Annotated in this window: 6 protein-coding genes and 1 pseudogene; all 7 read left to right on the forward strand. The window is 59.3% G+C overall.

The genetic code is table 11. The annotated features are described in order from the left end of the window. Positions 1-312, forward strand: coding sequence for a hypothetical protein (locus tag B3M52_RS15300; protein ID WP_041335648.1), 312 nt, complete (start codon positions 1-3; stop codon positions 310-312). Continuing rightward, complete coding sequence (mshL, locus tag B3M52_RS15305; RefSeq protein ID WP_041335651.1) at positions 309-2,045, forward strand: pilus (MSHA type) biogenesis protein MshL; 1,737 nt, start codon at positions 309-311, stop codon at positions 2,043-2,045. The genes B3M52_RS15300 and mshL overlap by 4 nt, the downstream gene beginning before the upstream one ends. 1 nt (position 2,046) lies before the next feature. Further along, a complete protein-coding gene (locus B3M52_RS15310) occupies positions 2,047-2,886 on the forward strand; it encodes an ExeA family protein (protein WP_041335653.1) in 840 nt (279 codons plus the stop codon). Further along, positions 2,883-3,971, forward strand: a complete 1,089-nt coding sequence (locus B3M52_RS15315) for a tetratricopeptide repeat protein (RefSeq protein WP_041335656.1) — start codon at positions 2,883-2,885, stop codon at positions 3,969-3,971. Before B3M52_RS15310 ends, B3M52_RS15315 begins: the two co-directional genes overlap by 4 nt. A gap of 3 nt (positions 3,972-3,974) precedes the next feature. Next, the gene (locus B3M52_RS15320; protein WP_036203396.1) at positions 3,975-5,771 is read left to right on the forward strand and encodes a GspE/PulE family protein; all 1,797 of its coding nucleotides are present in this window, start codon (positions 3,975-3,977) and stop codon (positions 5,769-5,771) included. Then, a complete protein-coding gene (locus B3M52_RS15325; protein WP_075195659.1) occupies positions 5,771-7,000 on the forward strand; it encodes a type II secretion system F family protein in 1,230 nt (409 codons plus the stop codon). Before B3M52_RS15320 ends, B3M52_RS15325 begins: the two co-directional genes overlap by 1 nt. Next, positions 7,001-7,329 (forward strand): annotated as a pseudogene (locus tag B3M52_RS15330) (hypothetical protein); the annotation flags it as partial.

Here is a 7,329-nt window from a genome sequence, read left to right on the forward strand (position 1 = left end):
ATGAGGGTGTTGCTGATCGTATGGATGTTGGCTGCCGGGTATGCCTTTGCCCTTGAGGATCCAACCCGGCCGAGCGGCTTTTCAGGCAGTGCGCCACAGTCAGAACCGGCGAGGGAGTTTTCACTGGCGTCGATATTTATTGGCAATAATCGCAGGTTGGCGGTTATCGATGGAGAGGCCCGCAGGGAAGGGCAGGCGTTTGAGGGGGTTCGCATTCGGCGGATTTACCCCGACCGGGTTGAGCTGGTTGATCAGGGAAGAGTGCGCGTTCTACGCCTGGACCCCCTTCCGCAAGTGCGGAGTTCGCAATGACAGACAAACGAGCTGCTATGACACTGAATCGAACGTTTTTGACCGTGCTGCTGGCAACGTCACTGGCCGCCTGCAGCAATAACCCGCTGATGCGCACCAGCCAGGCCACCTCAACGGACGCTGCCCAGTCGATTGATGACGCGCTGGCGGAGGCCGAAGCCAAATCCGCGTTGCAGCGTGCCGAGCGGGAACAGGCCGCGCGGGCAGGTGTTCCGGAAGAAGTCAGTGCGGCCCTGATGCCGTCGCTGTCTGCTGACACGGATGACGAGGAACGGTTCGATGTCGATGCCCGTGGCCTTGCCGCCGGCCCGTTCTTCGAAGCACTGGTGGATGGTAGCCGGTATAACGTGGTGGTTCATCCCGGTGTTGACGCGGTTGTTGACCTGAGGCTCCGGGACGTGACTGTCCCTGAAGTTATGGATATCGCCAGCGACCTCTATGGCCTGGATATTCAGCGCAACGGGCGACTGTTTCAGGTAAAGGCAGAAAGCGTCCAGACTCGGATGTTCCCGATCGACTACCTGCACTTCAAGCGCAGTGGCGGCTCCGAAACCCGTGTCAGTTCAGGGCAGGTCAGCAGTTCACGTGACAATTCAACCGGTGCGGGTACGTCGCAGGACAATTCCGACAACACTTCAACGGCGAATCTCGTTGGCACTCGCATCTCCACCGAGACCGAGTCCGATTTCTGGACCGATATTCAGCGCGCGCTGCAAATGATCGTAGGGTCAGAGAGCGGCAATCAGGTGATCATCAATCCCGGCGCGGGGCTGGTGATGGTGCGCTCCGATGGAAAGTCCCTGGCGCAGGTGGAAGAGTACCTTCGCCGAACTCAGTTGATTATGCAACGGCAAGTGGTGCTGGAAGCCAAGATCCTGGAGATTGGTCTGAACGAAGGCTATCAGCAAGGCATTAACTGGGCAGATATCCAGAGTGCGTCAAGCGTGACCGCATCGGATGGCTTGCCGGAAGATTTTACCGCACAGGCTCTGGCAGGGCAGGTGATTACTACCTCAGATATCGGTGGGTTGTTCTCGGCCAGCGTCCGGGCGGGTGACTTTACCGGGTTGATCGAATTGCTTGGCGAGCAGGGCAACGTGCAGATTCTCTCCAGCCCCCGAATTTCGACCGTCAACAATCAAAAGGCGGTTATCAAGGTTGGCACCGACGAGTTTTTCGTAACGGACATCGACTTCAACAACAACAACTCGGCAGTGACAGCCACTGACCGGACTTCCACCTCAGTGGAACTGACTCCGTTTTTCTCCGGGATTTCTCTCGACGTTACCCCACAGATTTCAGAAGACGGCGCCATTACCCTGCACGTGCACCCCTCCGTGAGTGAGGTGAATGACCAGAAGAAGGTGATCACGGTGGGTGACCGGGACGTCACGCTGCCTTTGGCACTAAGCACGGTTCGCGAGACCGACAGTGTGATCCGCGCCGAAAGTGGCCAGATTGTGGTGATTGGCGGATTGATCCAGAACACCAGCGAAGACAACAACTCGGCAGTGCCCTTCTTCAGTGAAATTCCCCTGTTGGGAGAGTTGTTTAAACAGCGCCGGTTCCAGTCTCGCAAGAGCGAGCTGGTCATCCTGTTGCGCCCCGTGGTTGCCGGCAGCCAGCAGATGAATGCGGATGTATCGGCCAGTCGCGACCGGATGCGGGTTCTGCGGGAACTGCTGGAGTCTTCCGAGTCTGTGAAACCCCAACCGGAGAAAGCCAGGCGCTAGCATGTACGAAGCTCATTTCGGACTGCAGGAAGCACCGTTTGCATTGACGCCCAACACCCGGTATTTCCTCCGGGCACGCAGCCACAGCGATGCGCTGGAACTGCTGTTGGTGGCCTTGCGTGAGCGGGAAGGCTTTATAAAAATCACCGGCGAGGTTGGTACCGGCAAAACCCTGCTGTGCCGGTTGTTGCTCAATGAACTGGAGCGGGATGCCCATACGGCCTACATTCCCAACCCGCACCTGACACCGGAGACCCTCTACGAGGCAGTGGCCGAGGAACTGGGTGTGGACGTTGGGCGATGCGCCAACACCCACCAGATACTGAAAGCTCTGAACGAGCGCCTGATTGCGCTGGCCATGGAGCAACGCCAGGTGGTGCTGGTGATTGATGAAGCCCAGGCCATGCCCGAGGAAACCATCGAGGCGCTGCGTCTGTTGACCAATCTGGAAACCGAAAGTGCCCGGCTATTACAAGTGGTGCTGTTCGGGCAACCGGAACTGGACCAGATACTCCAACGAGACAGCATGAGGCAGCTACGGCAACGGATTACGTTCCAGTACCGTCTGGCGCCGTTGGACAAGGTGTCGGTGGCACAGTATCTCAGGCATCGCCTGTCCCAGGCGGGGTACAACGGCGGTGATCTGTTTGCACCCTCCGCGCTGCGTTTGATTTCCCGCTCATCCGGTGGCATCCCGCGGTTGGTCAATATTATCGCCCATAAGTCCCTGTTGTCAGCGTGGGGCCGGGGCGACCACCAGGTCAGCCGCTGGCACGTGATGCAAGCGGTCAGGGACACTGACAGCGCCCGCGTGCCCAACCTTCTGGTGAGGTGGCTATGAGTTTGCTTAATGATGCACTGCGGGCTGCCGAGCAGCGCCAGGACAGGCCTGTGGCGCCCGGAGTCTATGCAGGTGGTCAGGCGCAGGCTGGCAATCGCAAGCCCGTGTTTATGATTGTGTTGGTGGTTCTGGCGATCGTCGTTGCTGGCCTTGGTGGCTACTGGCTGTTCTCGATCAACTCCTCTTCTGCCTCCGCAGAAACGGCGGAAGCCGAAAAGCCATTGTCGTCGCCTGCAATGGTTGAGCCGGAACCGGTTCAAATACAGGCATCCACCCCGCAGACACCCGCGTCACAAAACCCGGCGCCAGAGCCGTTGTCACCGGAACCGCTGTCACCGGAACCCATGGAACCCGACACCACGCAGCAGGAGCCAGCCCAGTCGCCCCCTGCCTCGGTGGCGAAAAGGGAAAAGGTTGAACCGTCATCGACGGAGCCAGAGAAAGAGGCAGAAACAGAAGCTAAGGAAACGGAACCCGAAAAGACTGCCATGGCTGATGTGAAACAGGTGCCGGAAACGCCGGCTGCGACCGATCGCAGCACTGCAAGGGACCTGGAAAGGTTGGTGGCGCAGGGCCGTATTACCGACGCAGAGCGCCGTCTTGCGGCCCTGACCCGGGAGCAGGACGCCCCCCGCAGCCGCTATGTGGTTGCCAGGGCATTGCTGGTTGATGGCAAACAGGATCAGGCCCTTGGCTGGCTGCCCGCGGAGGTTACCGCACAAAACCCGGCTTTGCGTTTGCTGAGAGCAAGGGCCCTGCACGCCAACAATGATCTGGGTGCGGCCCTCAACACACTGACGTCGAGCATTCCGCCTGTGGAAGGACATGCCGAATACCGCGTTACGCTGGCAACGTTGCTGCAACAACAAGGTGACAGTGCAGAAGCCGCCCGGCACTGGGCGGTACTGATTGCCTGGGATGACAGCCAGGCTCCCTGGTGGGTGGGGCTGGCGATTTCCCTCGAGACACAGGGCGAGCTGGCCGGAGCGGCCAGGGCCTACCGGCAGGCAGCCGAACTTCCGGGATTGCCCCGGTCGTTGGCCGACTACGTACAGCAACGCCTGCAGGCATTGCGGGCAGGATGATCCATGGCTGAAGCAAAGAAAAAAATCCGCATAGGCGACCTGCTGGTCCAGAACGATGTCATCACTGAGCAACAGTTGATGACCGCCTTGCGTGAGCAGAAAAATACCGGACGCAAGCTGGGCCGTACCCTGATCGATCTGGGCTATGTGGAAGAGGACAACCTCCTCAACATCCTGTCACGCCAACTGGATGTGCCATTCGTTCAGTTGCGCCACTTCCAGTTCAACAACGAGCTGGTCAAGAAGCTGCCGGAAGCCATGGCCCGCCGTTTCCGCAGCATCGTATTGGCGGAACAGAGCGGCGAATTGCTGGTAGGTATGGCCGACCCGCTCGACATCTTCGCCTACGACGAACTGGTGCGGGTGCTGAAACAGCCGATCAAGCAGGCCGTTGTGCGGGAAAGCGAACTGCTGAATACCCTCGATCTGGTGTATCGCCGTACTGACGAAATTGCCTCGCTGGCGGAAGAACTGGAAGACGAACTGGGCGACGATGCTTTTGACCTGGCGGACCTCAGCGCTGAGTCCGAAAGCGCGGAAGCACCTGTGGTAAAGCTTCTGCAGACGCTGTTTGAAGATGCCGTGCAGGCCCGCAGCTCCGACATTCACATTGAACCTGACGAGACCGTGGTACGTATTCGCCAACGGGTGGATGGCGTGCTGCAGGAACAGGTGATGAAGGAAAAGCGGGTTAACTCCGCTCTGGTGCTACGCCTTAAACTGATGGCTGGCCTGAACATTTCCGAGAAGCGGATTCCCCAGGATGGCCGCTTCAATATCCGCGTAAAGGGCCGCAGCATCGATGTGCGGGTTTCCACCATGCCGGTTCAGTACGGCGAGTCGGTGGTCATGCGTTTGCTGGACCAGAGCCAGGGCATGCTGAACCTGGACGTCACCGGCATGCCGGAAACGCTGCTCGAAAACTTCCGCCGTATGATCAAGAAGCCCCATGGCATGATCCTGGTCACCGGCCCGACCGGTAGCGGTAAGACCACAACCCTTTATGGCGCGCTAACCGAACTCAACCGTCCGGAAGTCAAAATCATCACCGCAGAAGACCCGGTGGAGTACCGGCTGCCGCGCATTACCCAGGTGCAGGTAAACCCGAAAATCGGCCTGGAATTCGCCAGTGTACTGCGCGCCGCGCTGCGCCAGGACCCGGACGTGATCCTGGTGGGCGAGATGCGGGACCATGAAACCGCCGAGATTGGCCTGCGTGCGGCGATGACCGGCCATCTGGTGCTCTCGACGCTGCACACCAACGACTCCATCAGCAGCGCCATGCGACTGATTGATATGGGCGTGGAGCCTTTCCTGGTGGCCAGTTCCCTGCTTGGCGTTGTTGCCCAGCGGCTGGTGCGCAAGGTTTGTGAGAACTGTCGCGAGGCCTACGAGCCCACCAGTCAGGAAAAAGTCTGGCTGAACCAGTTCGATCTTGATCCGCTCGACCTGGAGGCCGGGTTTGTACATGGTCGCGGTTGCTACCAGTGCAGCAACAGTGGTTACCGGGGGCGTCTGGGTGTGTACGAAATGCTGGAAATGAACGAGGCGATGCTGGACGCACTGCGCCGCCAGGACATCGCCGGTTTCACCCGGGAAGCGCGCAGGAGCCACCTTTACCGGCCGCTTGGTCTTTGTGCCATGGATTTTGCACTGCAGGGCGTGACCACTCTGGAAGAAGTGGCCCGGGTGGCGGCGACCTCTGAGGGCGACGTGTCCCTGGATGAGGTGCCGGTGCTCTCTCAATCCTCTGGTGATAGCGGCGCCGACAACCCTGCTCCCAATGAGGGAGGTGTCTGATGCAGTTTACGTACCGGGGTAAGGACAGCAGAGGAGTCGTGCAACAGGGTGCGCTGGCTGCACCGAGCCCCGAGGCGGCAGCGTCTGAACTCATGCGGCGGGGCATCACACCCCTGGCGATCCATGAGCAGGCACAAGGCGAATCCATCGGCGACCGGCTGAACAACTTGCCGCTGTTCCGCAAGAAGATCACCCTGGACGAACTGATCGTGTTCTGCCGTCAGATGCATGCGTTGACTAAGGCGGGCATCCCGTTGATACGAACCATGCGTGGCCTGGCGGACACGACGCGCTCGCCCGCGCTCAGCGAAGTGCTGGACGACGTAACGGATCGCCTTGAGGCCGGTTCCACGATGGCTACCGCCATGCAGGCGCATCCCAAGGTGTTTCCGGATCTGTTTATCGCCATGATCCATGTGGGGGAGAACACCGGGCAATTGGACGACGCCTTCAAGCGGTTGTCTGAGATCCTCGAGCTGGAGCGGGACACCAAACGGCGCCTCAAGCAGGCCATGCGTTATCCCACCTTCGTGATGATTGCCCTGTTTGGGGCGCTGATGGTTGTGAACTTCCTGGTGATTCCGAAGTTTTCGGCGGTCTTCAGCAAACTGGGTGCCGACCTGCCATTCCTGACCCAGGTACTTGTTGGTACCTCAAACTTCCTGTTGGGCTACTGGTACATCGTACTGTTCGGTATGGCTGCAACGGCGCTTTTGGTGAGGCAGTGGAAAAACACCGACCAGGGACGCCTGACCTGGGACCGCTACAAACTGAAAATGCCTATTATCGGACCGCTGCTGGAGTTGATTACCCTAAGCCGGTTTGCCCGTAACTTCGCCAGTATGTTGTCTGCGGGTATGCCCGTGACCCATGCGTTGACCGTGGTTGCAGACGCCACGGATAACGCCTGGATATCCAAACACATCAAGGAGATGCGGATCGGTATCGAACGCGGTGAAAGCCTGCTGCGGACAGCCCGGCAGAGCGATATGTTCACGCCGCTGATCTTGCAGATGATTGCGGTGGGTGAGGAAACCGGTTCGGTGGACGACATGCTCGTGAATGTGGCGGACTTTTACGATGAAGACGTGGACTACGGCCTCAAGCGGCTGGCGGAATCCATCGAACCGATACTGATCGTGGCCATGGGTATCCTGGTTCTCATTCTTGCACTGGGCGTGTTTCTGCCCATATGGGACCTGGGAGCGGCCGCCATGGGGCGTGGGTGAATGACCGGCCAGAAGTATTCGGCGATGTCGGTGCTGACCAATTCACATCGCCTGAGGTTTCTGGTGGCCCTGTGCATCCTTTTTACCCTCTGGTGGGTATTACTGGGAGTTGTAGAGCGGGAAGCCGGCAGGGCGGAACAAGAAGGTACACGGCTGATGATCAACCAGATCAGAAGTGTGCTGGTCGTAAAAGGGGCGGAGATTCGCCTGCAGGAAGGGGCCGACTTCAGGGCCTGGTCGGGCGGAAACCCTTTCGAATGGTTTGGATCAGAACCGGCCCGGTATGATGGGGTTTGTCATGACGGGCTGCCGGAGCCCGGCAGGGGGGG

This window comes from Marinobacter sp. UBA2688 (genome assembly GCF_002352785.1).
In the GTDB taxonomy this organism is placed as follows: Bacteria; Pseudomonadota; Gammaproteobacteria; order Pseudomonadales; family Oleiphilaceae; genus Marinobacter; species Marinobacter salarius.

What these genes read in the sequence shown, in the direction of transcription:
- B3M52_RS15325 (WP_075195659.1), top strand. Translation starts at nt 5,771, where the DNA reads ATGCAGTTTACGTACCGGGGTAAGGACAGCAGAGGAGTCGTGCAACAG.
- B3M52_RS15300 (WP_041335648.1), top strand. Translation starts at nt 1, where the DNA reads ATGAGGGTGTTGCTGATCGTATGGATGTTGGCTGCCGGGTATGCCTTT.
- B3M52_RS15310 (WP_041335653.1), top strand. Translation starts at nt 2,047, where the DNA reads ATGTACGAAGCTCATTTCGGACTGCAGGAAGCACCGTTTGCATTGACG.
- mshL (WP_041335651.1), top strand. Translation starts at nt 309, where the DNA reads ATGACAGACAAACGAGCTGCTATGACACTGAATCGAACGTTTTTGACC.
- B3M52_RS15320 (WP_036203396.1), top strand. Translation starts at nt 3,975, where the DNA reads ATGGCTGAAGCAAAGAAAAAAATCCGCATAGGCGACCTGCTGGTCCAG.
- B3M52_RS15315 (WP_041335656.1), top strand. Translation starts at nt 2,883, where the DNA reads ATGAGTTTGCTTAATGATGCACTGCGGGCTGCCGAGCAGCGCCAGGAC.